The sequence below is a fragment of the Aeromonas sp. FL131 genome, assembly GCF_049860615.1.
Taxonomy (GTDB): Bacteria; Pseudomonadota; Gammaproteobacteria; order Enterobacterales; family Aeromonadaceae; genus Aeromonas; species Aeromonas hydrophila.
Window position 1 is genome coordinate 3389359 of the sequence record NZ_CP187595.1, and the last position, 25582, is coordinate 3414940.

At 60.4% G+C, this 25582-nt stretch carries 16 protein-coding genes, 1 pseudogene and 1 riboswitch; of the genes and pseudogenes, 9 read left to right on the plus strand and 8 right to left on the minus strand.

Annotated elements, in window-relative coordinates; translation table 11 throughout:
- Positions 1-24 precede the first annotated feature (24 nt).
- Together frsA and gpt are read right to left on the minus strand one after the other, a co-directional pair.
- On the minus strand, positions 25-1299 hold the full coding sequence (frsA, locus tag ACPW75_RS15685) for an esterase FrsA (RefSeq protein ID WP_077095676.1): 1275 nt from the start codon (positions 1297-1299) through the stop codon (positions 25-27).
- A gap of 119 nt (positions 1300-1418) precedes the next feature.
- Positions 1419-1886 carry a xanthine phosphoribosyltransferase gene (gpt, locus tag ACPW75_RS15690; protein ID WP_016351815.1) on the minus strand — a complete coding sequence of 156 codons (468 nt, stop codon included), beginning with the start codon at positions 1884-1886 and terminating at the stop codon, positions 1419-1421.
- 917 nt (positions 1887-2803) lie between these two features.
- On the opposite strand from gpt, the gene ACPW75_RS15695 reads away from it, so the two are divergent.
- Entirely contained in the window at positions 2804-4255 is a 1452-nt protein-coding gene (locus ACPW75_RS15695) for an aminoacyl-histidine dipeptidase (RefSeq protein WP_039214716.1), read from the plus strand.
- A 681-nt stretch (positions 4256-4936) separates the two neighbouring features.
- Here the strand turns inward: ACPW75_RS15695 and ACPW75_RS15700 are convergent.
- The 5 genes from ACPW75_RS15700 to ACPW75_RS15720 form a co-directional block, all read right to left on the minus strand.
- A complete protein-coding gene (locus ACPW75_RS15700) occupies positions 4937-5938 on the minus strand; it encodes an ABC transporter ATP-binding protein (protein WP_077095677.1) in 1002 nt (333 codons plus the stop codon).
- On the minus strand, positions 5935-6978 hold the full coding sequence (locus tag ACPW75_RS15705) for an ABC transporter ATP-binding protein (protein ID WP_077095678.1): 1044 nt from the start codon (positions 6976-6978) through the stop codon (positions 5935-5937). Before ACPW75_RS15705 ends, ACPW75_RS15700 begins: the two co-directional genes overlap by 4 nt.
- 25 nt (positions 6979-7003) lie before the next feature.
- The gene (locus ACPW75_RS15710) at positions 7004-8821 is read right to left on the minus strand and encodes an extracellular solute-binding protein (RefSeq protein WP_077095679.1); all 1818 of its coding nucleotides are present in this window, start codon (positions 8819-8821) and stop codon (positions 7004-7006) included.
- A gap of 81 nt (positions 8822-8902) precedes the next feature.
- A complete protein-coding gene (locus tag ACPW75_RS15715; protein WP_026080473.1) occupies positions 8903-9946 on the minus strand; it encodes an ABC transporter permease in 1044 nt (347 codons plus the stop codon).
- Positions 9943-10968 (minus strand): ABC transporter permease subunit, encoded by a 1026-nt coding sequence (locus ACPW75_RS15720; RefSeq protein ID WP_011707197.1) that lies wholly within the window; start codon positions 10966-10968, stop codon positions 9943-9945. The genes ACPW75_RS15715 and ACPW75_RS15720 overlap by 4 nt, the downstream gene beginning before the upstream one ends.
- 739 nt (positions 10969-11707) lie before the next feature.
- Here ACPW75_RS15720 and ACPW75_RS15725 point away from each other — a divergent pair.
- From ACPW75_RS15725 to ACPW75_RS15755, 7 genes are all read left to right on the plus strand, one after another.
- A complete protein-coding gene (locus ACPW75_RS15725) occupies positions 11708-14314 on the plus strand; it encodes a TonB-dependent receptor plug domain-containing protein (protein WP_077095680.1) in 2607 nt (868 codons plus the stop codon).
- Between the two features lie 110 nt (positions 14315-14424).
- A complete protein-coding gene (locus tag ACPW75_RS15730; protein WP_011707199.1) occupies positions 14425-15189 on the plus strand; it encodes a DUF3450 domain-containing protein in 765 nt (254 codons plus the stop codon).
- A complete protein-coding gene (locus tag ACPW75_RS15735) occupies positions 15186-16559 on the plus strand; it encodes a MotA/TolQ/ExbB proton channel family protein (protein ID WP_190283861.1) in 1374 nt (457 codons plus the stop codon). Before ACPW75_RS15730 ends, ACPW75_RS15735 begins: the two co-directional genes overlap by 4 nt.
- A 10-nt stretch (positions 16560-16569) precedes the next feature.
- The gene (locus ACPW75_RS15740) at positions 16570-17097 is read left to right on the plus strand and encodes a MotA/TolQ/ExbB proton channel family protein (protein WP_010633019.1); all 528 of its coding nucleotides are present in this window, start codon (positions 16570-16572) and stop codon (positions 17095-17097) included.
- 67 nt (positions 17098-17164) lie between these two features.
- Positions 17165-17572, plus strand: coding sequence for an ExbD/TolR family protein (locus ACPW75_RS15745; protein WP_010633018.1), 408 nt, complete (start codon positions 17165-17167; stop codon positions 17570-17572).
- 16 nt (positions 17573-17588) lie between these two features.
- Complete coding sequence (locus ACPW75_RS15750; protein WP_024943514.1) at positions 17589-18224, plus strand: energy transducer TonB; 636 nt, start codon at positions 17589-17591, stop codon at positions 18222-18224.
- An 11-nt stretch (positions 18225-18235) separates the two neighbouring features.
- Entirely contained in the window at positions 18236-19471 is a 1236-nt protein-coding gene (locus ACPW75_RS15755) for a tetratricopeptide repeat protein (protein WP_077098227.1), read from the plus strand.
- Positions 19472-19816: 345 nt separating this feature from the next.
- Here ACPW75_RS15755 and ACPW75_RS15760 read toward each other — a convergent pair.
- Positions 19817-22819, minus strand: a pseudogene (locus ACPW75_RS15760) (glycosyl hydrolase family 18 protein).
- A gap of 148 nt (positions 22820-22967) precedes the next feature.
- Positions 22968-23053: riboswitch (cyclic di-GMP riboswitch) on the minus strand.
- Between the two features lie 296 nt (positions 23054-23349).
- On the opposite strand from ACPW75_RS15760, the gene ACPW75_RS15765 reads away from it, so the two are divergent.
- Positions 23350-25494 (plus strand): ExeM/NucH family extracellular endonuclease, encoded by a 2145-nt coding sequence (locus tag ACPW75_RS15765; protein ID WP_077098230.1) that lies wholly within the window; start codon positions 23350-23352, stop codon positions 25492-25494.
- Positions 25495-25582 lie beyond the last annotated feature (88 nt).

Below are 25582 nucleotides of genomic sequence, written 5' to 3' on the forward strand. Positions count from 1 at the left end.
ATGACGTTATATTTTAGCGCTATATCATGTACATAGGTGCTTCTTGAGCCAGTCGACCATCTCTTTCAACGCCTCGTCGTATACCTCCAGCAAGGGTTGTTTGTCGAACACCACCGCCTTGCCGTTGCGGCTGGCGGACGCCAATGCCCGGACATCCTGCTCGGGACAAATAAAATCTTTCTTGTGTCCAATACTCAATATCGGCACGGAAGTGCGAGTCCCCAGCAATCCTTGCGTCTTGAGTGAAAATACCTGGCACTTGGTACGCAGCGACTCCCACTGGGCCGCATCAGCCCCCAGCCGGTTGGCCAGCCCGTCCCGCATCATGCGCGGGCAGCGGGCAAACATCTCTTGATTGGTAAACACCTGATTGACGCCAGCGCCGATGCAAACCACGGTCCTGAGCTTGAACGGCTCGATGAAGGCGAGCCGTGCCGCCACATTGCCCGCCAGGCGAAAACCCACCATGGCGATGCGCTGGTGATCGACCCAGGCCACTTCAGACAGATGATTCAATACCGCCTGGTGCAGCCGGCTGGTGTCCTGCACCAGCGGCCAATGCTCGGCATAGCCAATGCCCGGCATATCGAGCGACAACATGCCGATGCCGTTGGGCTCCAGGCACTTGAGATAGAAATTGAGAAAGTCGACCTGCAGCGAGTCGATGCCGCCGCTGACGATGACCAGAGGCACCGGCTTGTCGGTGGTCGGCAGGTGCAGGTAGCCCTGAATGTGCTTGCCGCGAAACGGCACCTGCAGCTCCTTGAGCGGCACCTTGAACAGGCGTCCCGCCTCGCGGTAGGCCATGTTGCCGAGCAGCTGGGCCTGATCCGCCAGCTCGTCATTCTTCAGATGGGGGTAGCTGGCGATGGAGTAGTAGCGCACCGCCTTGAGCAGACTTTTCAGGGCCGCGGCTCGTTCGCCCTGTGCCACCAGCTCGCGACCCCGGTTGAAGTAGCGGCCGGCCAGCTGGCTCCACTCATAGACCCAGTTGCCGGGCACATAACCCTTGATGGTATCCAGGAAGCGCTCGTGGGTACGCTCGCCCTCTCCCATGGCGATGCAGGCCAGGGTCTGCTCCACCTCGACCGGGTCCGCCCCCTGCCAGGCCCAGGTCGGCCGGCGCAGCAGACGATACCAGCGCGATGACATGGAACCGTCGATGAAGGTCTCATCGACATTGTCATCCTGCTCCGCGACCGGGCTGGAGTTGGAGTTGGAGACTTCCGAGGTCTCCAGCACCTTTTTTACCCGGGTAAAGAGCTTCTCGGTCAGGTTAAGGTCGTCGTTCAAGTCCAAAGCTATTACTCATACTGTCATGCAATGGCTCCATCTTAACCACTTTTCCCGCCCGGCAGCCAGTTGCACCACAAAAAAACAGGGCTCCATATAGGAGCCCTGTGAAGCTGATTCGCTGCTTACTCTTCGTCGCAGATCGGCGTGGCAAACTCCAGCGCCATATCCCACGGCTGTTCGATCCAGGTGTCTTGCGGGATGGCGACTTCGAAGTCATCCAGCAGTTGCTCACCCATCGGCTTGGCGAAGATCGCGATGAACTTGGCCTTGGGGTAGAGCTCGCGGATCGCCTTGGCGGTGGTGCCAGTGTCCACCAGATCTTCCACCACCAGCCAGCCTTCGCCGTCACCCGCGGTGGTGGCGGCCTTCACGACCACCAGATCACGCTGGCTGTTGTGGTCATAGCTGGAGATGCACAGGGTTTCGACGTTGCGGATGCCAAGTTCACGCGCCATCAGTGCAGCCGGAACCAAGCCGCCGCGGCTGACCGCGATGATCCCTTTCCATTGGCTGACGGGCAGTTGACGACGGGCCAGACGGCGCGCTTCACGTTGCAGGTTGTCCCACGACACATAAAACTTTTTCGGCATACAATCGATCTCAACGAGTTATAAAAACAATCACTTAAGACTTGAAAACCCGTGCAGACGCACGTGATTTCGTTAATGCTGACGGCCCTTTTTCCCAAATTCGGCTTGCACCACGACCGCCTCGGGAGAAGACCCTCGGCAGCGAAAACAGATGCAATGGAAGCAGGATGGGCAGAGCTGGCGGTCATGTCACAGAGGGGGCAGGACCGCAGACAGGCTGTTGGGCGGGCATGATACCATCGTTTGCGGATAAATTGACTGGCAAACGTATGCGAAATGCAGGAAAAAAATCGAAGCAAGTCCGGCTGACTCCCTCTTTTCCCTCTCCCGGGCGACGCTCGCCGAGCAGCAGATAAAAAAATAGCAGGGGGAGGATGGATTCCTCACTCGCCTGCTGTTTTCGATCCGCCTGTCAGCCTGGCCGGCAACCGGCCTTAACGGCGGCTGGCGTAGGGGTTCGGATAGTTGAAACCCTGGGTATAAAGAGACTGGGCGAACCAATAGGTTGAATTGCTGCCTGACATCATAAACTCCTGATTGCTTAACAAGTTACGTACCTTAATGCGGGTTCAGATCCTTGAACGGACACTCGGTTCCATGGAGGCGCACTTGCTTTGCTTCGGTTCCCTGGAGGCATTCATCGTCATCCTGACGGGTGGCGAACCACGGTCGTTAATTTACCAGCCGGCGCCATAAACTCAATATTTTTGTGATGCGAGTCACAAATTTTCTTTTGTGCTGGTTCGCTTCGTCCATACCGGAGCTGTACGCTGCCATTCCCCCGCTTGCCAGCACAAGCCGCCCGCAATTTGCGCTGATCGCTCACATTTTTGTGTGATTGACTGTATTATCGTTATCCTCTTGCTCGCCCCGCTACCGGGGCCCTGTCATCTTCCGTGCTGGTAAGGAGTCCCGACGTGGCACAGCTTAGTTCTCTCTCTCCCAAACTGATTTGGCATTTCTTCGAACAGATCTGCTCCATCCCCCACCCTTCCAAGCACGAAGCCCAGCTGAGCGCCTGGATCGTCCAATGGGCACAAGGGGAAGGTCTGGCGGTCAAGCAAGATGCCGTCGGCAACATCATCATCAAGAAACCGGCCACGCCGGGGATGGAAAACCGCAAGGCCGTGGTGCTGCAGGCGCACATCGACATGGTGCCGCAGGCCAACGCCGACACCCAGCACGACTTCACCAAGGATCCCATCGATGCCTACATCGACGGTGAATGGGTCACTGCCCGCGGCACCACCCTGGGCGCCGACAACGGCATGGGCATGGCGGGCTGCCTGGCCGTGCTGGCCGACAAGACCATCAAGCACGGTCCGCTGGAAGTGCTGCTGACCACCGACGAAGAGACCGGCATGACCGGTGCCTTCGGCCTTGAAGCGGGCTGGCTGGAGGGCGAGATCCTGCTCAACACCGACTCCGAAGAGGATGGCGAGGTCTACATGGGCTGCGCCGGCGGGGTGGATGCCAATATCCGCTTCCCGCTGGAGCTGGTCGCCGCCACCGAGGGTGAAGGTTTCGAGCTGCTGGTCAAGGGCCTGCGCGGCGGCCACTCCGGGGTCGACATTCATCGCGGCCGCGGCAACGCCAACAAGCTGCTGGTGCGTCTGCTCAAGGCCGCCGAGCCGCTGGGCCTGCGTCTGGCCGAGATCCATGGCGGCACCCTGCGCAACGCCATCCCGCGCGAGGCCCGGGCCAAGCTGCTGGTGCCCGCCGCCAGCGTCAACGAATTCAAGGCCCTGGTTGACCGTTATACCGGCATCTACCAGAGCGAGCTGGCCGCCACCGAAGCCAACCTGACCGTGCTGCTCACATCCCAGGAAAAACCGGCCCAGCTGATGAGCGAGTCCCTGCAGGCCCGCCTGCTGGACTCCCTGATGGCCTGCCCGAACGGCGTCATCCGCATGAGCGATGCCATCCCGGGCGTGACCGAGACCTCCACCAACTTGGGCGTCATCAAGACCCAGGATGGCGAAGTGTACGTACAGTGCCTGATCCGCTCCCTCATCGACTCCGGTCGCGAGAGCGTCGAACAGATGACCCGCTCCCTGTTCAATCTGGCTGGCGCCAGCTGCGAGTTTACCGGCGCCTACCCGGGCTGGGCACCGAACGTGGACTCCCCGGTAATGGCGCTGGTACGCAACAGCTACCAGACCCTGTTTGGCGAGATGCCGAACGTCATGGTGATCCACGCCGGCCTCGAGTGCGGTCTGTTCAAGAGCGCCTACCCGGAGTGGGACATGGTCTCCTTCGGCCCGACCATCCGCGGCGCCCACGCCCCGGGTGAGAAGGTGCACATTCCGGCGGTCGAGCGGTTCTGGCAACTGCTGGTTCACGTGCTGGAACAGATCCCGGCCAAATAAACCCGCAGGCCAAGGCCGACCGGCCACACCACATACCCCGCCAGGTGCGGGGTATTTTTTTGCCTGCTCCCACCCTTGGCATGTTTCCCCTCGAAACCGCCGGACGGCTCTGCCGCCCCCATCCGTGGCTCATCCAGACCCGTCAGCCAGACCATCAGGTGTCAATCTGAGAGCCTGCTGAAACCGTCTCCATAAGCAACCTTGGATTTGAAAACCCTTTCTATGATTTATGTAAATTTACAACACAAAAAGTTGATCCAGCTCACAGAAGACCATAGGATCAAAGCGTGACCCAGGTCACAGATAACAAATCAACGACAGAGCAATGAGGTGAATATATGTTTGAGAATCTGGCAGTTCTGTTCCACCTGAAGGGTGTAACCAGCAAGAAAGGCGTCGTAGAGAAAGATACCTATGCGCCGGCAACCCGCAACTACTACTTCCGCTATGGCGCCTGATGCCGCCAGCGGGCAATTTCGTGAAAGCGTGATCGAACATTTAAGTAATAAAATTACAAAAACAGCAATCCACACAGCAGCCATCCCCTTGCGGGGGAGCTGTCCTGCCCTGGCCAGATGTTCCACGGCCAAACCTGAACTCCAACCATGAAGATGGGGCCCGCAGGCCCCATTTTTTATTCGCTGTTTCCCGTGCCATCTTGCTGCGATGCGGGCACCGGCATCATACCGCCTTTCCCAGGGGGATCGCCTCGGCCAGCGGCAACGGCGTGTGGCAGGCCACCTGATGATCGGCCCCGTCGCACGGCTGCAGGCTCGGCGACTTGGTGCGGCACAGCTCGCCGGCATAAGGGCAGCGTTGATGAAAGTGGCAGCCGCTCGGCGGCGAGATGGGAGACGGCACATCCCCCGTCAGCAGGATGCGCTGGCTGCGCCGACGCGGGTCCGGCACCGGAATGGCCGAAATAAGCGCCTGGGTATAGGGGTGGCGGGGTGCCAGATAGAGCGACTGGGCCTCGGCCAGCTCGACGATCCGGCCCAGATACATGACCGCAATCCGATCCGAGATGTGCTTGACCACCGACAGATCGTGGGCGATGAAGATGATGGCGAGGTTCATCTCCCGCTGCAGAGTGAGCAGCAGGTTGACTATTTGGGACTGCACCGACACATCCAGTGCCGACACCGCCTCGTCACAGACCAGCAGCTTGGGCTTGAGGGCGATGGCCCGGGCAATGCCGATGCGCTGGCGCTGGCCGCCCGAAAACTCATGGGGATAGCGATCCACCGCGCTGCCCGGCAGCCCCACCTTCTCCAGCAGCTCCTGCACCCAGACCCGCCGCTGTTCGGCGTTGCCCTTGCCGTGGATGACGAAGGGCTCCTCCAGGATCTGCCCCACCGTGTGGCGGCTGTTGAGGGATTCCGCAGGATCCTGAAACACGATCTGCATCTCCTGGCGCAAAGATCGCATCTCCTTGGGCGGGAGGTGGGTGATGTCACGCCCCTCGAAGGTGATGGTGCCGGCGGTCGGCTCGAACAACTTGAGCAGGGTGCGCCCCAGGGTCGACTTGCCGCAGCCGGACTCGCCCACCAGCCCCAGCGTCTCCCCCTGCTTGAGATCGAAGCTGATGCCGTCCACCGCGTAGACATGATACTTCTTGCGCAACAAGCCGCCGCCCAGCTGGAAGTGCTGCTTCACGTCGCGCACCGATAAAAGCGTCTTCATACGGCTAGCTCCCTCCAGTGGTGGCAGGCCACTCCATGCCGCTCGGCGAGCTGCTCGGTGGCCGGAATGGCGCTCACGCAGATCTCGGTGGCATGGGGACAACGGTTGGAGAAACGGCATCCGGCCGGCATCTCGTGCAGGGCGGGCACCTGCCCCTTGATGGTCTTGAGCAGGCTCTTGGGCTCATCTTCGAGCCGTGGGATCGAGCTCATCAGACCATGAGTATAGGGATGGCGCGGGTGGTCAAACAGCTCGAACACGTCGGCCTGCTCCACCGCCCGGCCGGCATACATCACCACCACCTCGTCGCACAGCTCCGCCACCACCCCGAGATCATGGGTGATGAAGATGATGGCCATGCCGGTCTGGGCCTGCAGCTCCTTCATCAACTCCAGGATCTGGGCCTGAATGGTCACATCGAGCGCCGTGGTCGGCTCGTCGCAGATGAGCAGCGCCGGCTCGCAGGCAAGCGCCATGGCGATCATCACCCGCTGGCGCATGCCGCCGGAGAGGTTGTGGGGATAAACGGCAAAACGCTGGGCAGGTTCGGGGATCCCCACCTTCTGCAGCATGGCGATGGCTGCCTCCCTGCGCTGGGCCTTGCTGTAGTCGGGACGGTGGAGGCGGAACACCTCCATCAGCTGATCACCGACTGTCTGCACCGGGTTGAGCGCCGTCATCGGCTCCTGAAAGATCATCGAGATGCGGTTGCCGCGCACCTTGTACATCTGATCCGGCGCAAGCGACAGCAGCTCCTCCCCCTGAAAGCGGATGGAGCCCGCCACCACCTGACCATGGGGCTTGGGCAACAGCCCCATGATGGCAAGCGAGGTGACGCTCTTGCCACAGCCGGACTCACCGACCACCCCCAGTGTCTGACCCGGGGCCACCTTGAAGCTGACCCCGTCGAGCACCTTGATCTTGCCGTCGTCGACGGCAAACTCCACCGCCAGATCGCTCACCTCCAGAATGGGGGCCTTGCTCTTGTCATCGCCCCCATGATCCCGGGTTTCGGGGTGAGGAGCCTGTGTGTTGGACATGACTGCTGCTCCCTTCTGTGCCATATCAATGACGCGCATAAGTCTTGTCGAGCAGGTTGATGGGCGTCAGCGCCTCCCCTGCCTCCTTGGCCTTCAGGGTCTCTTCCTTCACCTTGGGATCGAGCCAGAGCAAGCCGCCGCTGCTGTGAGGGTAGCCATCCATGGGCCAGTAGAGCAGATCCGGCGTGTTCTTGGTGGCGGGCACCTCGGGCAGCATCACGTAGCGCCAGCTGCTGGCCCGCACGTAGTTGAGCTGCACCCCGGGCACGAAGATGGCGAGATCATAGATACGCTGCTGGATCTGGCGAGAGAGCTCGGCCCGCTTGGCCATGTCGAACTCGACGTTGTAGGCGTCGATCAGCCCATCGAGCTCTTTGTCAGCCACGTTGAACAAATTGTTGGTCTGCGGCTTGTTGGCGTTGGCCGAGTGGAACGACTCCCAATACTGCGGATAGAGGCCGCCGCCGGCCCAGCCCATCCAGGCAGCCTCGTGTTTCTTCTCCAGCATCGCCTTGAAGCCGGTGGCGCCGTCCACCAGGTTGAGCTCCAGATCCAGCCCCGCCTTCTTGGCCTCTTCTTTGAGCACGGTCAACCGCTTGGAGTGCTCCTGGCTGGTGTAGGTGAGCGCCAGGGTCAGCCGCTCCCCCTTGTCGTTCTGCAGGATGCCGTCCGGCCCCGGTTTGCTGTAACCCGCCTTGGCAAAGTAGTCGCGCGCCTTGGCGATGTCGTAGGCCCGCTCCGGCAGCTGCATGTCGGTGAACTCGCCAAAACCCGAGCCGAAGGTGGTGGCTCTGTCGTAGTCGCCACGCAGCACGGTTTTAATCATCTTGTCGATGTTGAGGGCATACTGGATGCCGAGCCGCACGTTGAGGTCCGCCAGCTTGGGAGTGGCGATATTGAGATGCAGCCCTTGACCGCCCTGCTTGGTGTCGGTCATGGCCATCACCTTCTGCACATATCCCTGCTTGTATTCGGGGGTAACCGCTTTTTCATGCCACCAGTTGGGCAGGATCATCTCGAAGGTATCCAGCTCCCCTTTCAGGAAGTGACGAAAAGCGATGTTGTGATCGCGGATCACCTGCACCTTGATGGTGTCGAGGTTGAACCTGTGCTGGTTGTAGCGATCGTCCTTTGCCCACCACTCCTTCTGCTTGCTGAAGGTGATGGACTTGCCCTTCTTCACGTCGCTCATCACGTAGGGGCCGGTGGTGGGCACCACGGCCCAGTTGTACTGCTTCACCCAGTTGGGGGTGAGCTTGTAGTAGTGCTTGGGCTGGGGCCACAGCTCGGTGGTGTTGAGCAGGTCCAGCTTGGCCTTGCGGGTACCTGCCTTGACCAGAATGGTGTGGTCGTCAACCTTCTCCACTGCCACCACTTCGGTGGTGTAGTAGTTGTTGAACCAGGGCCCCTTGATGTCCTTGGAGCGCATCATCTCGTAGCCGAAGGTGTAGTCATCGGCAACCACCGGCTTGCCGTCCGACCACTTGGCGCGCGGATCCAGCTTGAAGTAGACGGTCTGGTTGTCCGGCGCGATGGCCCAGTGGGTCGCGAGCGACGGAATGGGGTTGCCGGTATTGGGGTGGAAGCTGATGAGCCTCAGCTGGTTATCCATGATGAAGGAGCGGAACGCGCCGTTGGAGTCCGGCCCCACAGTGCGAAACGTCAGTGGGAAACTGTCCACGAACATGGTGATGCTGCCACCCGGCAGCGCCTTGGGCGAGGCGAACACGGGGTCGGTGTCGTTGGTCTCCCATTTGAGATCTGCAGGCAGGCTGGCCGCCCACACCCAGGATCCGTTCACCAGCACAAAGAGAGCACCTATCCATTTCATTTTATTTTTCATGTTTGACTTCCAGGTCATACCCCTGCACTGGGGGCTTGTCGATTCAAGGGTGAGCAACCGGGGCCACAAGCCCGCCCCAGGTCACTGATAACGGGTAAATTTGCGCGGATCGAACGCCTCGCGGATCGCCTCGCCGATGAAGGAGACCATGATCAGCACCAGACTCACCGCTGCCACCACAGAGCTCACGATCCAGATGGCATCCAGGTTGTTGATGCCCTGGGAGAGCAGCTCCCCCCAGCTCGGGGTGGGCGGAGCCAGGCCGAAGCCCAGATAGTCCAGTGCCGTCAGGGTGGAGATGTTGCCCACCACGGCAAACGGCGCCAGGGTGACGATCATCATCAGGGTGTTGGGCAGAATGTGGTGGAAGATGATCCGCCCGGTGCCGGCCCCCTGGGCCCGCGCCGCCATCACGTAGTCCCGCGCCCGCTCCTTGTAGGTGAGGGTGCGCATGTACCAGGTGATGCCCATCCAGCCAAACAGCACGTTGATGGCCACGAACAGGCCGAAGTTGGGCTTGGCCAGCGACACCAGGATCATGATGACGTAGAGAAACGGCACCTGGGACCAGATCTCGATAAAGCGCTGCAGCACCAGGTCAAACCGCCCACCGAGGAAGCCCATCATGCAGCCGATGGTGACCCCGATGGCATAGCTGGCCACCAGCGCGATGAAGGCAAAGCCGATGGCGATGCGAAAGCCGTAGACCAGACGCGCCAGCACGTCGCGGCCGCTGGTGTCGGTGCCAAGCAGGTGGCGCTCGGCCAGGCTCGGCGCATAGGGTGGGTAGGCATCCTGCTTGAAATCCTGCTCATAGGGGTTCCAGGGCACCGGCGGCAACACCACCCAATCCCCCTTGCCATCGGCAGCGAATTTGTCTTTGAGCTGGCGATAATTGGTCTCGTACTCGTAATCGAGCCCGAACTGCTGACCCGGGATCACGTCGCCATAGGTGGGAAAATAGAGCTCCCCCTGATAGCTCACCATCAGTGCCCGACTGTTGACCAAGAGCTCCGCCAGCAGGGAGAGCAGCACCAGGGTGGTGAAGATGATGAAGGAGTAGTAACCGCGCTTGATCGATTTGAAACGCTTGAGTTTTTTTAAGGTGACAGGGTTCATGTTCACTCTCCGAACCGCACGCGGGGATCGACCAGGGCAACGCAGATGTCGGAGACGATATTGCCCACCAGCATCAGCATGGAGGTGATGGCCAGAATGCCCATCACGGTGGGGTAATCCCGCTCGACGATGGCCTCGTAACCGAGCAGACCGATGCCGTCGATGTTGAAGATGGTCTCGATGAGAAAGGAGCCGCCGAAGAAGACGGTGAGCACCGACCCTAGGTGACTGGCGATGGGGATCAGGCTGTTGCGCATCGCATGATCGGTCACCGCCTTGCGAAACGGCAGCCCCTTGGCCACGGCGGTGCGCACGTAATCCGCCGACAGGTTCTCCATCAGGCTGTTCTTCATGGTCATGGTGAGGATGGCGAAATCACCGATGGCGTAGGCGATGAGCGGCAGCAGGGCATGGGCGAACACGGTACGGATCTGATCCCAGCTGCTCTCCATGCCGTCAAACTCGTCCCCTGGGAAGCCCCCCATGGGCAGCCACTCCAGATGAAACGCGAACACTGTGATGAGGAAGATGCCCACCACGTAGGCGGGCAGCGCATAGGCCATGTAGATGAGCATGGAGCTGAGCGAGTCGAAGCGGCTGTTGTGCCTGAGCGCCTTGGCCACCCCGAGCGGAATGGAAACGGCATAACTGAGCAGAAAGGTCGCCAGCCCGAAGAAGGCGGTCACCGGCAACCTGTCCTTGATGAGGCCCCACACCGGTTCGTAATAGCGGGTCGATTCGCCAAGATCCAGCACCGCCAGCTTCTGCAGCCACTCCCAATAGGCGACCAGCATGGGCTTGTCGAGCCCGTAAAAGGCCTTGAGCTCCTCGATCTGCTCGTCGGAGAGCGCCTGCGCCCCCTTGCTGCCGCTGGAGCGGCCAGATTCGTTCTGAGAAACCTGGGCTTGCAGCAGCATGCGTTCGACCGGGCCGCCCGGCACGAAACGGGTGATGGTGAAGACGAGCAGGGTGATACCGAGAAACGTCGGGATGATCAAAAGCATCCGACGTAAGAAATACGACAGCATGGTGGAACCTCGTCCTTGTTGTTCTTTTATGGCCAGTCACATCCGGTGACAGGCCTGTCCTTCCTGGCATTACTCACTGGATAGCCAGTTATTGACAGACTATCCGCTCGGTCACTGTAAAAGCTCTGCAACAAAAATCAAGTAGAACGAAGGGCATGACATGCCCCTTTGGCAAACTGTGGAATTTACTGTGAGTTTTTTATGAAAAAGCCAACTTCAAGATAAAAAACTGCGAGATGAACAATTTAAATAACGTTTAAATTTTCAATCAAACCTACAAAAACAGCCTCACTAAAACATCTTTTACATATAAAACAACAGGATATGATAAATCAGAATTAAATCACCCATCTCTATAATGGGCAAGCTGAAATCCGGCTCGACAATGCAATCTGAACCTCAGCCGAACACGCTACCAAAACAGAAAATAATGCTAAAAAAGTCTTGGTTAGCAATATAAAAACTAGCGGGACATCCCCCTTATCGATAAGTTCAAAATTAATCAATAAAATGGAAACCACTCATTTTAACATCGATTTCACATCGTAAAATATCATCAAGTCAGAATAAACCGCTGCGAAACCGGAAGTATTAAAACATAGTCAGCTTATTGCGCCCCCCCTCCCCATCCACACCGCCTCAATTGACGTCAACCGTCAAAGCTTGATAAGCCTTACGCATCGCTCCAACGAGGGCGGTATGGAAGCAAACAAAAAAACAACCAGGAAGGATATAAGCGATGCTTAGGAAAAGCAGACTCTCTGCTGCCGTAGCGTTTGCCTTGGCGAGCGCGGCAGTAGTAGCCACCCCTGTTTTGGCCGAAGAGGGTCAAAACGTCGAAAAACTCCAGAAGATCAAGGTCACCGGCTCCCGTATCTCGCGCGTCGACGTGGAAGGTGCCACCCCGGTTGTCTCTGTCACCAAAGCCAAGATCGAACAATCCGGTCAGCAGACCGTGGCAGATTACCTGAAACAGGCCTCCTACAACTCCTTCGGCGGCGTATCCCCCTCCTCCGGCAGCTCCTTCCAGTCCCAGTCTACTGTTGGTCTGCGCGGTCTCGGCTCAGAGCGCACTCTGGTGTTGCTCAACGGCAAGCGCGTCGCCGGTTCTCCTACCATGGGTGGTACCTCCATCAACCTCAACACCATCCCCATGGCGGCTGTTGAGCGGGTGGAAGTGAACCTGGATGGCGGCTCAGCCATCTATGGTTCTGACGCCATCGGTGGCGTCATCAACGTGGTGCTGAAAGAGGGTTACGAAGGTCTGACCTTCCAAGGGCGAATTGGTAGCCCAAGCGAAAACGGCGGTGACGAAAAGAGCGGTTCCATCGTAGCCGGTATTACCGGTGAAAAAGGCTCCCTGATGACTGTCTATGAGCACGACAAGAAGGACATCATCTACAGCCGTGACCGTGACTACCTCGCCAAACAAGGTAACGAATCACCCAGCGTTTACGGTCGCAACGTGGAAGGCATCACAGGCCTGGACGGCAATGGCGATCCTATCTGGACATATGGCCCGCTGGCAGGTTCCACCAATCCTGATGGCACCTGTAAAGACCCCTTTGTAAACGCTGATGGTGGCTGTAACTTCAACTACGGCCAGGTTGCTGCCAAGACTGCCTCCCGCAGCCGTGACACCCTCTATGTAAATGGCCGCTATCACATCAATGACAACGTCGATTTCGTACCCCAGATCATTGGTTCCCGGGTCGAGAGCTTTAGCCGCTTTGCACCTGCTGCAGGCGCCTTTGCCATAGATCCTGCCAACCCGAAAAATGCGCAATTTTTCACCGACAACGGCCTGGATGCCGCGGCAACCCAAGGACTGGGCGAAGCTGCTTACGCCTACTACCGTTTCAACAACGTCGGTACCCGTGACAACTTGGTCACAGACACTACTGGCAGTATGAACCTCGGCTTTGAGGGCACCATCACAACTGAAAGCGTTGGTGACATGCAGTGGAATGCCGGCTACATGTACTCCAAGACAGACAACAAGGAAAACGGCACTGGCTATGTGCTGAAGTCTGCCGCCCAAAAGGCTATTGAGGATGGCAAGTTTGTCGGTGGTGAATTTGATTCCTCCACCACGGCCTCCATGGCCGCCGACACCAGCCGCCGTTCCACCATGGACTTCTACCAGTGGTATGCCGGTGTCCAGTGGGACATGGGAGAACTGCCGGCAGGGCCGGTCAGCTGGTACGCAGGTGCCGAATACAACGACTGGGTCTATGCCGACAAATACGATGCCCAATCGGAAGCTGGCAACATCATAGGCTCCGCCGGTAACTCCTCTGGTGGTGTTCGTGACGTGACTGCTGCCTACATCGAGTCCCTGGTACCCATCACCGATCAGATTGAGCTCAACGTCGCCGGTCGCTTCGACAAATACAGCGACTTCGGCAGTGCCTTCTCACCCAAGACCAGTCTGCGCTACCAGCCGCTGGACAACCTGATGCTGCGCACTTCCTGGTCTCGTTCGTTCCGGGCTCCCAGTCTGAGTGATCTCTACTCTGCAGACTCCTTCTCGGCCGACTGGGCCAAGGACTATGTCTATTGCGAAGCAAACGGTATCTCGGCTGCTGCTTGCCCCAACAAACAGTACGATACCACGCGGACTTCAAACGAAAAGCTGAAGGAAGAGACCGCAGACACCTGGAACTTCGGCGTGGCCTACAGCCCGCTGGATGACCTGAACCTGTCACTGGACTACTACACGGTCAAAATCACCGACGTCATCCAGCTGAACTCTCTGCAGTCCATCATCTATGACGAACTGAACAACGGCAGCTCCAGCAACATCACTCGTAACAGCCAAGGCAAGATCAAGGGCGCTATCGCTCCCATGGTCAACTTGGGTGAACTGAACACCAGCGGCCTGGATTTCAAGGCTGACTACAAGTACGACCTGAACGTGGCAACCATTCGTTATGACTTCGGTGGTACCTACATCCTGGAATACAAGGAAGGTCTTTATGCCGGTGGGCCGGTTGTAGACAAGATTGGCCAGAACGGCAAGCCGCAGCTGCGCTTCAACTCCGGTGTCGGGGTCAATGTGCCGCAGTGGTGGAACATGGACACCTACCTGAGCGCCAGCTACATCGACTCCCAGAGCCAGGACTACATTGCCGATACCGGTGAGGAAGTGGGTCATATCGCCTCCCAGACCACCTGGAACCTGAACGTCGGTGTGGATGCCCCCTGGGACGGCAAGATCCAGGTCGGTGTGAAGAACATGTTCAACGTAGGTCCGTCTCTTGAGAGCGATGGTTTCACCTACGACGAAGATGTGTACAGCATCGATGGTCGTATCTACTACCTCGACTACACCCAGAAGTTTTAATCCACTCCCGTTGAGATATAAACCCAAGCCGGCCCGGTCGGGCCGGCTTTGCCCAACGTCCAAGGAAGTTACGGAGATAGGGTAATCCTATGAAAACAAGGACAATTACAATGAAGAAAGCGCTCCTCGGCAGCCTGGTTTCTGCTGCCTTGCTGACCAGCTTCAATCTGAGTGCCGCCTCTGCCAGCCAGGCAGTGGACGCTCAAGCCGCCACCGACAATGCATCCAAAGTGTCCCAGCAGAAGATCGACAGCTACGCCGACTCTGCCGAATCCGCCCTCGCCCAGTACAAGGCCGCCCTGCGTCAGGTCGACAGCCTGCGTACCTACAACGAGCAGGTGGGCAAGATGGTCGACTCCCAGAGCAGCGAACTGGCCTCGATGCAGCGCCAGATCGCCCAGATCGATCAGACCAGCACCGAAGTGGTGCCGCTGATGCTCAAGATGATCGACTCCCTCGAGCAGTTCGTGGCGCTGGATCTGCCGTTCCAGAAGGTCGAGCGGGAGGATCGCGTCGCGGCCCTGACCGACCTGATGAACCGGGCCGACGTCACCATCTCCGAGAAGTACCGCAAGATCCTGGAGGCCTACCAGATCGAGGAGGGCTTCAGCCGCACCATCGAATCCTACAAGGCCAGCCTGGCCAAGGATGGCGGCGAGAAGACCTACGAGTTCCTGCGCGTCGGCCGCATCGCCCTGCTCTACCAGTCCCCGGACGGCAATGAGACCGGCATGTGGAACAAGAAGACCCGTCAGTGGGAAGAGTTGCCCCAGGAGTATCGCAGTGCAGTGGAACAGGGCCTTCGCATCGCCAAGAAGCAGGCGCCCCCCGCCCTCATCAAGCTGCCGGTTCAAACTGCGGAGAAAGCATCATGAAAGGAATCAAACTTGCCATCGCCTCGCTGATCGCGGGCGCGACCCTGCTCACCCTGCCGGTGACCGCCGCCGAGAAACCGGTGGACCTGAACGCCCTGCTCAATCAGGTCAAAGCCGCCAGCACCACCGAATCCCAGCTCAACAAGGAGCGGGAAGCCCGCTTCCTGGCCGACAAGAACGAGCAGGCCGCCCTGCTGGTCAAGGCCAAGGCAGAACTGGCCGCCGAAACGGCCAAGGGTGAGCGGCTCAAGGCCACCTTCGATGCCAACGACAAGCAGCTGACCGAGCTGACAGAGACCCTGCGCCAGCGTGCCGGCAACATGGGCGAGATGTTCGGGGTGCTGCGCCAGTTCGCCGGCGAGTTCAAGGGGATCTTCAACGCCTCTGCCCGCCGGGTCGAGCATCCGGAGCAGACCGCCCTGCTGACCCGCCTGGCCGAGAGCAAAGAGCTGCCCTCCAGCGATGACCTGACCGCCTTCTGGACCACCACCCTCAGCCGCATGGTCGACGGTGGCAAGGTCAGCCAGATCCCGGCCACCGTGGTCTATGGCGAGGGCAACCAGGCCGAGAAGACCGTCACCCAGATCGGCGAGTTCAACACCGTCTCCGAAGGCAAGTACCTGACCTTCGTGCCGGAGACCGGCAAGTTCGAACAGCTGCCCCGCCAACCCGACAAGGGGGTGCTGGAACCCATCGCCTACTTTGAACAGGGTGGCGGCGGCGTCAAGCCGATCTTCGTCGACCCGTCCCGCGGCGTGATCCTCTCCCTGCTGGTGCAGTCGCCGACCCTGAAGGAGCGGATCGATCAGGGTGGTGAAGTGGGTTACGTCATCATGGTACTCGGTGTGCTCGGTACCCTGCTGGCGTTGTTCTGCGGCGCTCGCCTCTCCCTCATCGGCGGATCCATGCGCAAGCAGCTGAAATCCGATCAGATTATCAAGGGCAACCCCATCGGCGAGATGCTGGGGGCCTACCAGAGCCATCGTGGCGACAACATCGAGGATCTGGAGTCCAAGCTCGACGAGATCATCCTGCGCAACGTGCCCAAGTTCGAGAAGGGCATCAGCATCATCAAGCTGATCGCCTCGGTCGCGCCGCTGCTGGGTCTGCTGGGTACCGTGGTCGGCATGATCGCCACCTTCCAGGCCATCACCCTGTTCGGTACCGGCGATCCCAAGCTGATGGCAGGCGGTATCTCCGAAGCCCTGGTCACCACCATGCAGGGTCTGGTGGTCGCCGTGCCCATGCTGTTCCTCTACACCATCGTACAGACCCAGAGCCGTCGTCTGATCCAGGTGCTGGAAGAGCAGAGCGCCGGTTTTGTCGCCCGCTACCAGGAACGTCTGCACGCCTCCAAAGCCGCAGCGTAAGGAGTCATCCATGTGGTTCTGGTTGATTGAAGAAGTCGAGTCGGTCCGCCGGTTTCTGGGATTGGGGGGCGACGTACTGGTCGCCCTGTTCTTCCTGACCCTGATGATGTGGGCCCTGCTGCTGGAGCGCTGGTTCTACTTCATGGCGGTCTACCCCAAGCAGGTGAAGCAGACCAAGGCCGCCTGGCTGGCCCGCAGCGATCACCTCTCCTGGTCCGCCAAGCAGATCCGGCGCGAGCTGGTCTCCCGGGTGGCCATGGCGGTGGACAAGGGGATGCCGGTCATCAAAGTGCTGATCGCCCTCTGCCCGCTGATGGGGTTGCTCGGAACCGTGGTCGGCATGGTACAGGTGTTCGACACCCTGGCCATCACCGGCACCGGCTCACCGCGGGCGATGGCCTCGGGGATCTCCAAGGCGACGGTACCGACCATGGCAGGCATGATTGCCGCCCTTTCCGGCCTGTTTTTTGTCAACCAGCTCGATCACAAGGCCAAGCTGGCGGTCGAGAAGCTGGAAGACAACCTGAAACACGGTTGATGCAGGATGCACTCCCCCGCCGGACCCGACTCTGGCGGGGGCACAGAACAAGCAAGGAGTTTTTGCCATGAGAAAACGTCACAGCGACAGCAGTGCTGATGAGGCGGCCATCGATTTGACCCCCATGCTGGACATAGTGTTCATCATGCTGATCTTCTTCATCGTCACCACCTCGTTCGTCAAGGAGTCCGGTGTGGAGATCAACCGCCCGAGCGCCAGCACGGCCGAGACGGTGAAGAAGGGGAACATCATGGTCGCGGTCCGTGAAAACGGCCAGGTCTGGGTCGACAAGCGCATCGTCGAAGTAGGTGCCGTGCGCGCCAACATCGAGCGGCTGCGGGCCGAAAACCCGGAGAGCGCCGTGGTGATCCAGGCCGATACCGAATCCCGTTCAGGTCTGGTGGTCCAGGTCATGGATCAGATCCGCATGGCCGGTGTCCAGAACATCTCCATCGCGGCGAGCAAGAGCAGCTGATGCCGGAGCGAGCACCATGAGATACCTGATATCGTTGGCGGTCTCCTGTGTGGTGGTGTTCTTCCTGTTTCTGGGAATGAACAAGCTCATCACACCGGATCACCGGGAGTTGGTGGAGAAGGAGGACGTCAGCATGACCGACTTCATCCGCATCAAGCCTCAGGAGACCCTGCAAGAGAGACAACGCGAGCTGCCCAAGCCGCCGCCCCCGAACCGGCCCCCTCCCCCTCCCGAGATGGAAGTGGCCAGCACGGATCGGCCGCAGATGGAGAGCTCGCCGATGGACATGCCCAAACTCGACATTCCGGTCAACATCGGTGGTGGCAACGCCCTCGGTGCCTACAGCACCGGCGGCGGTGGTGGTGGCATGGGTGGCAACAACGGCGCCATTCCGCTGGCGACCTTCGAGCCCATGATGCCTCGCAAGGCGGCGCTGGCCGGCCTTGCCTCTGGCAAGGTGCTGGTGGAGTTCACCGTCACCGAGCGCGGCACCGTCAGCAACGTGCGGATCGTCAAAGAGGATCCCCGCAGCTACGACCTCGGCAAGGAGGCCCGCAAGACCATCGCCAAATGGACGTTCAAGCCGGCCATGGTCGATGGCAAGCCGCAGGCCACCCGCATGCAGCAAGAAATCGAGTTTGCGGTCAACTAAGGAAGGTGGCGATGAAAAAGTTACATACCCTGATCCTCGCCCCGGTCGCCATGGCGGTGCTGCTCAGCACCGCCGGTTGGGCCGCCGAGCAGCCCGCCCTCTCTGATCGCGCCTATCGTGCGGTCAACAAGGCGCAGGCACTGATCACCGAGAAGAAATACGGCGAGGCCAATGCCAAGCTGCAGGAGGCGCTGTCCGGCGCCGGCGAGCGGGTTTACGACAAGGGGGTCATTCTGCAGACCCTGGGCTTCGTGGCGGCGCAACAAGAGAAGTACGGTCAGGCGACCAAGTACTTCGCCGATGCCATCGCCACTGGCGGGCTGCCCCAGCCGGTGGCCCAGCAGGTGCGCTACAACCTGGCCCAGCTCTACATGGCGGAGGGGAACTTCAAGGCCTCCATCAGCACCATGAACCAGTGGTTCGCGAACCTCGGCAAGGACGAGAAACCGACCCCGCACGCCTACATCACGCTGGCCAACGCCCATGTGCAGCTCAAGCAGTATCGAGAAGCCATTCCGGCGGTGGACAACGCGATCAAGCTCTCCGCGGGCAAGGCGCCGGAGTCCTGGTACCTGCTGAAGATGGCAGCTCACTACGAGCTGAAGCAGTACAAGCCGGCCACCGAGGTGCTGACCGCACTGGTCGACCGCTACCCGGAGAAGAAGAAGTACTGGACCCAGCTCTCGGCCATGCACATGCAGGCGGGCAACGATGCCAAGGCCCTGGCGGCGCTGGAAGGCGCCTACAACCTCGGCATGCTGACCGAAGCCAGCGAGCTGCAGCGCCTCACCAACTACCTGGCCTTCGCCGGCATTCCCCACCGCGCCGCCCGCGTGATGGAGAAGGCGATGAAGGAAGGGACCATCGAGAGCAACGCAGCCAACTACAAGACCCTGGCCAACTACTGGCACCAGGCCAAGGAGCTGGACCCGGCCATCGACACCCTGGCCAAGTCCTACAAGCTGGCCCCCAGTGCCGATCTGCAGTTGAAGATGGCGCGCATGATGATCCAGAGCAAGCGCTACCAGGATCTGGTGGCCTTCGCCGCCAAGCCCGCCGCCAACGCCAGCGGCGAGCAGCGGGCGGATCTGAAGTTCCTGACCGGGGTCGCCTATTTTGAGCAGCAAAAGCCGAAGGAGGCACTCTCCGCCTTCACCCAGGCTGCCCAGAACGGCAACGTCAGCGGCCGCGCCTCCCCCTGGATCAGCTTCTTGAAAGAGCAGCAGGGCGGCGCCGTCACCCAATAAGCAACCCTGGCGTACCAGCCCGGAGCATCTGTTCCCGGCATGGCACGCAATGACACCCGGCAGGACGGGCTCCCGCCCTGCCGATCAACAACAAGGGGATTACCCCGCAGATTGCCTTGGTGGCAATTGGCCGCTCCCCGGAGCGGTCTTTTTTATGCCCCTGCCTTTATTACCCCGCCATAAAAAAATCCGGAGCCTGGGCTCCGGATTGGGTCATTACCTTGCGAGAGAACAGGCCATGCAGAGTGCCGGCCTGCCTCTCAAACGGTCATCAGTAGCTACACACCAGTTTCCAGCTGCTATCGCCCGCTCTGAGCTCGCTGCTGGTGCGGCAGCTTGGACAACTCAGTAGCTGCATACCAGTTTCCAGCTGCCGTCGCCCGCCTTAGGCTCGCTGCTGGTCCACCAGTTGGCCTGCCAGACCGCCTTGTTGTTGGTCATACGATCACCACCGTTGGCGTGATCCCCCTGCGGCCAGGTCGGATAGGCCTTGTAGGCGGCCGGATTGACGTTCTGGCTGCTGCAGGTGCTACCGCCCGGGTTCTCACCGCCACCACTGCTGCCCAGCACGGCCTCCGGCAGGGTCGGGAACTCGGCCTTGAGACCCGCAGTCTGGGTGCCGCTGATGATGCGGATACCGCTCGGCACACCGGCGGCCGGCAGATAGTAGGTCATCGCCACTTCCACGTCGCTGCCCGGCGCCCACGCCTTCCAGGTCGGCAGCGTGAAGGCCGCCTTGTGGAAATCCTTCTCGCCCGCGATGCCGTCGGAGTTCTGGTTGCCGCCGCTCTCCACCACTTTCAGCCCCATCCCACTCTGGTCGGTGATGGTGTCGGAGGTGGAGGTGGGCACCAGGAACTCGATGCGGGTACCGCCCGGAATGGTCTGGGTCGAGTTGTTGGTGAGCTTCAGGGTCGGGTTGATCGGGTAGTTGGAATCCCCCTCCTTGAAGCCGGAGAGGCTCACCGCGATGTCGAGCTGGGCGGTTGGCGCCGCCAGATCGTTCTGCCTGGTGTCGTACTTGGTCGCCTTGGCAAACTTGTCGTAGGCGAGCGTGGTCAGGGTATCCCCCATGCCGTACTCGTTCTTGGCCGGATCGAAGGCGTAGTCACCCGCCATCTCCCAGAACATGACCCCGCCCAGGCCCCGCTTGATGATGTAGTCGAGCTTGTGGCCCATGGACTCTTCATCTTCGGTGGAGAGGAACACCTTCTTCTCTTCGTTCCACAGCCAAGGCGCCTGCGCCTTGTCATCGTAGTAACGCACGTACTTGCCCTGCATCACGTGAGCCGGGTTGTTGGGATCCAGACCCCAGGCCTGACCGTAGCTCGGCATGGTGGTGATACCCAGGCTGGCGGCGTTCTCCAGGTTCTTGGCGTGCCACATGGGCACGGCACCGCCGCCGATCTCCTTGCCGTTCTTGTCGAGATCGTGCCAGATGTTGTCGATGCCGACCGCCCCGTTGCCGCACGGAATGGTGCTGCCGCCGGTACCCGGCTGACAATCGCTCTGGCTCGGCAGTACTGCCTTGCCGCCCAGGCCGTGGGTGCCACCGCTGACCCCTTGCCAGCCGCGGGTGTAGTAAGGCACGCCCACGTTGATCTTGCCGGCCGCCAGGGCGCCACGGAAGTAGTGGGCAGACCAGGCCGCGTTGAGGTAGCCAATGCCGCCAAACTGGCTCTGGGTATAGACGCCCCAGTGGGCAAGTTCGGCATCCGCCTTGTTGTCGAACAGGGCGGCGTTGTGACCGACGAAGTTGTTCCAGGCGCCGTGGAAGTCGTAGGTCATCAGGTTGACGTAGTCGAGGTACTGGGTGACCTGGAAGTTCTCCATGCCGCGCAGCAGATAGGCCGAGGCCGGCGAGGCGATGGTCAGCATGTACTTGCGACCATCCTCGCTGCCGGCGCTGTCGAGCTTGCTGCGCAGGGTCTGCATCAGCACCTTGTAGTTGGCAAACAGCTTGCCGCGGCACTGGTTGGAGAGCGGGAAGTCGTTGGGGTTGCCCGCATCCTTCATGGAGGTGGGATACTCGTAGTCGACGTCGACCCCGTCAAAGCCGTACTGACGGATGAAGCTCACCGCCGAGTTGGCAAAGGCGTTGATGCCGTCGGTGTTGACCGAGCAGTCACCCTTGGTGGTGGCGGTATAGAAGCCGCGGGTATCGGCCCAGCCCCCCACCGAGATCAGGGTCTTCACGTCCGGATACTGCTTCTTGTACTTGGACAGCAGGTTGAAGTGGCCCTGGTAGGCGAACTCCGGATCCATCTCGGCACCCGGCACGCCGTCCCAGGTCATCTTGGTCGCCGAGTCATCCACCTTGATGGTGTGGCTCTGCTCGTCCACCGCCGCGAAGGCGTAGTTGATGTGGGTGATCTTGTCCCAGGGGATGTCGCTCACCAGGTAGGAGGGCAAGCCGTTCTTGCCGGTACGCCAGGAGGTGAAGTAACCGATGACCCGGCGGGCGTGGTCATCCCCCATGCACTCGTAGCCATCCGGACGGTAGATCTGACGAATGTCGCAGGAGAGATTGCCACCGGTGGGCGGCAAGGCGGCCTCTTCCACCTGCACGTCGACCTGGCTCGACTCGCCGCTCAGGTTCTCCTTGTCGGTCGCCACCAGCTTGAGGCCGGCCAGCCCCTTGCTCTGGGGCGTCCAGTTCACCTGCCAGGGGGCACTGGTGTCTTCACCCACTTTCTTGCCATCGACGAACAGCTCGACCTTGGCGACGTCGTTGTTGGCATCGGTGACGTTGCCGCTCACTGCCACGCTGCGACCCAGGGTCACCTTGGCGCCAGCGGCCGGGCTCGCGATGCTCACCTTGGGCGCCTCTGGCGCCACCACGGCGGCGACCTTGAAGCTGGAATCCGCTTCGCTCAGCACCTTGCCATCTTTATCCAGTGCCCGAGCCTTGAGGGCGTGGGCGCCGACACCGGCGGCACTCCAGCTGCCGTTCCAGGGCGAGGCGCTCGCCGTGGCCACCAGCTTGCCGTCGATGAGGTATTCCACCCGAACCAGCGCCGTCACCGGGCCGCTCAGGGTCACCGCCAGTGCAACGCTGGCCCCCTCGTTGAAACTTGCGCCGGCAGCCGGCGAGCTGACGGCTACGCCGAGCGCCGGAGGCGGCACGTCCCCGCCATAGAGTTTCCAGGCATCGGCCCAGACCACACCCACCCCGGGGGCGTAGTGATAGGGCGAGGCCCCGCACCAGCCGGAGTAGGGAAATTCTTTGCACTCATAGAGATTGCCGACGTTGCTGACGATGTCGCCGGCCTTGTAGGCGGTACCGGCCTGATAGGCGGGATAGGCGGCCTGTGCTCAGGCGGGCATGGCAGCCAAAGCCACCAGCATGGCAAGCCTGCTGGGCCTTAGGATCTGTTGCATATTGTTATCTTCCTTGTTTTGTCTTGGCATTGGTCACCAAGGCAAAGAACAAGCGCAACCTGCGTGATGGGCGCAGACAACTGGCAATGGACCTGCCACAAACGTCACCCTCACCCTGGGAAGCCCCGCTATCTGGATCGCACGATCTGAAGACCGGAGGCATTGCGTCCCGGCATCTCGACCGGTTTGCCCTTTACCTGGGTTCCGTGAGGAACAAGCCGAGTATAGGAATCAACCAGCCGAGTCTCAATCTTCATTCTCGAGGAAAAATATGTGGATGCCAGCCAGATCACATTTTCACTGATGTGACGAAATAACTGTTTTGTCATTAATTTCATACTGTTAGCCAAGTCAAAAAAACCGGCATTGCCCTCATTTGTATCCCCGTAATGTGCGTTGGCTCACTGGTATGACATGCCAGAAATGTGACAATGCGCGCCCTTGGCCAATGCGCCAAGGCTATGGAAACACTGGCAAAAAATAAAAAAGGAACAGTTATGAAAGGAACACGTACCCTACTGTCGCTGGCCGTGGGGCTTGCGCTCGCCTCCCCGTCCGTCTATGCCGCCGGCTTCAGCTGCCCGGCCGACAGTGCCCTCACCCCGATCCCGGTCATTCAGGGCAGCGGCGACAAGAGCCCGCTCATTCCCGCCGACAAGTTCGAAAGCCCCCAGAGCGTCATGGTCAAGGCGGTAGTCTCTGGCCTTGGCGAGAGCCTCAACAAGGGGTTCTACCTGCTGGATGTGCAGGGCGACGGCAACCCCCAGACCTCGGACGGCATCTTCGTCTTCCTGAACGACAAGAACTTCGCCAGCAAGTACCCGGACATCAAGCCGGGTGCCGAAGTCTGCCTGGAGGCCAAGGTCGAGGAGTATTACAACCACACCCAGCTCAAGCCGGTGTTTGACAGCGGCACTCCGCGCCTGCAGGTCGTCGCTCAGGGCTCCGTCCCGGCCGCCATCCCGCTGCGGGTGCTGGAAAACGAAACCCTGGCCCGGGCGCTGGAGCGCCACGAAGGGATGCGGGTACGGCTCGATGCCGACAGCGCGCTCAAAATCAGCCGCAACTTCAGCTATGACTACGCCGCCCGGCGCAACAACCTGGTGCTCTCCCACCAGGCACCGCTGATGAAACCGACCCAGCTGCACGATGCCGACAGCAAGGCAGCCAAGGCGCTGGCCAAGGCCAACGCCGGCAACCGGGTGTTCCTCGAATCGGACTTCAAGGCCGCCGACGGCAAACTGCCCTGGCTGCCGGCCTGGGAGCCGGAGCAGGGTTACCTGCGCATCGGCGATGCCCCGGTCAATCTGGACGCCATGGTGGGCTACAGCTACAACGAGTACCGGCTGATCGTGCCGCAGGATCAGGTGATCACCGCTGGCGATCTGCTGCGCACCAGCGACAACGACCGCCAGAGCGCCCCGGCCCGTGCCGACGGCACCGATCTGCGCGTCGGCAGCTTCAACGTGCTCAACTACTTCACCAGCCACTCCAGCGTGGGCGGTGCCCTCAACGTGCTGTGCAAGGATCAGGCGGATGCGGACAGCGCCAAGGGCTGCAACCGCGGCGCCAAGAACCTGGAAGATTTCCAGAAGCAGCGCGCCAAGATCGTCAACGCCATCACCGAGATGGATGCCGACCTGCTCGGCCTGATGGAGATGGAGAACAACGGCTTTGACAGCCACTCCGCCATCAGCGACCTGGTACAGGCTCTCAACGCCCAGCAGAAAGAGGCGGGCAAGCAGTACGCCTTCGTCACCCTGCCCAAGGCGCTGCTGCAGGGCGAGCACTACTTCGGTGGCGACGCCATCATGGTGGCCATGATCTACCGGCCGGCCAAGCTGGCACCGCAAGGGGACGCCAACGTCATCACCCTGCCGGTGCAGAAATACCTGGATGCCAAAGGGGTCGAGAAACAGGCCTCCCAGCGTGACTCCCTGGTGCAGACCTTCACCGTCGAGGGCAGCAAGGATCCGCTGACCCTGGTGGTCAACCATCTGAAGTCCAAGGGCTCAGGCTGCCTCGAGAACCTGGACGGCAAGGAGCCGGCCGATCTGCAGGGCAAGTGCACCGAGTTCCGGGTCAGTGCCGCCAAGGTGCTGGGCGAGGCGGTGAGCAAGCTGCCCGGTCAGGTGCTGCTGGTGGGCGACTTCAACTCCTACGCCCGGGAAGATGCGATCCGGGTGCTGACCGACTATGTGCCGACCGACGGCCAGCGCAAGATAGTCTCCGCCTCCCAGACCTTCCTCGGCGACCAGGTCTTTGAGCAGACCGGCAGCGAAGTGGCCAAGAGCTACGGCCTGGTGGACATGAACGTCAAGTTCAACAAGGAGAAGGCCATCTCCTACAGCTACGAGGCCGAACTCGGCACCCTGGATTATGCCCTCGCCAACCCGGCGCTGGCCGGCAAGGTGATCGCCGTGGCCGACTGGCACATCAACTCGTTCGAGAGCAACCTGTTCGAGTACGGCCGGGACTTCACCGGCGACATGATCAAGTCGGACAACCCGTTCAGCGCCTCCGACCACGATCCCATCATCGTCGACCTCAAGCTGAAAGAGGAGAGCAACGGCGGTGGTGGTGCCATAGGAGCCCTGCTGCTGGCGCTGCTGCCGCTGGCCTGGCGTCGTCGCCACGGCTGATGACCCGCCATCAAACCAAAAGCCCGCAGCGATGCGGGCTTTTTATTGGCCAGCCGGCACGACCGGTGAACGGAGCACAAAACAAAAA